This window comes from Serratia sp. DD3, assembly GCF_000496755.2.
Window position 1 is genome coordinate 1 of sequence record NZ_AYKS02000003.1, and the last position, 691, is coordinate 691.

Genomic DNA, 691 nt, shown 5'->3' on the forward strand with positions numbered 1-691 from the left:
CCGCCTCTCCCCGCGCGTTGGCCGATTCATTAATGCAGCTGGCACGACAGGTTTCCCGACTGGAAAGCGGGCAGTGAGCGCAACGCAATTAATGTGAGTTAGCTCACTCATTAGGCACCCCAGGCTTTACACTTTATGCTTCCGGCTCGTATGTTGTGTGGAATTGTGAGCGGATAACAATTTCACACAGGAAACAGCTATGACCATGATTACGCCAAGCTCTAATACGACTCACTATAGGGAAAGCTGGTACGCCTGCAGCACCAGAAGCCACGCCCATTAGTGAAACGCTTCATGGTGAGCGTGTTATCCCGGTGCTTTTTGCCATACCACGGGGCCAGCGCCAGCAGCGACGGAATATCACGAATAGTCGGCTCAACGTGGGATTTCATAAAGTTCTCGGCATCACCATCCGTCGGCAACCAGATAAGGGTGTTGCGCTGCTTATGCTCTATAAAGTAGGCATAAACACCCAGCAGCATTTTGGAATAACCGACACGGGCAGACTTCACCACATTCACCTCACGGATGTAGTCGCTGCCCATCGCATTCATGATGGCCCGCTGAAAGGGCAGTGTTTCCCAGCGCCCTTCCTGGTATGCGGATTCTTTCGGGAGATAGTAATTAGCATCCGCCCATTCAACGGCGGTCTGTGGCTCCGGCCTGAACAGTGAGCGAAGCCCGGCGCGGA

General features: G+C 53.5%; 1 protein-coding gene and 1 pseudogene. One reads left to right on the forward strand and one right to left on the reverse strand.

The features are described from left to right. The coding region (locus tag IO95_RS25890; RefSeq protein WP_235186716.1) for a hypothetical protein at positions 1-77 on the forward strand (77 nt) is incomplete at its 5' end. A gap of 183 nt (positions 78-260) precedes the next feature. Here IO95_RS25890 and IO95_RS00140 read toward each other — a convergent pair. Then, a pseudogene (locus IO95_RS00140) lies at positions 261-691 on the reverse strand (phage terminase large subunit family protein); the annotation flags it as partial.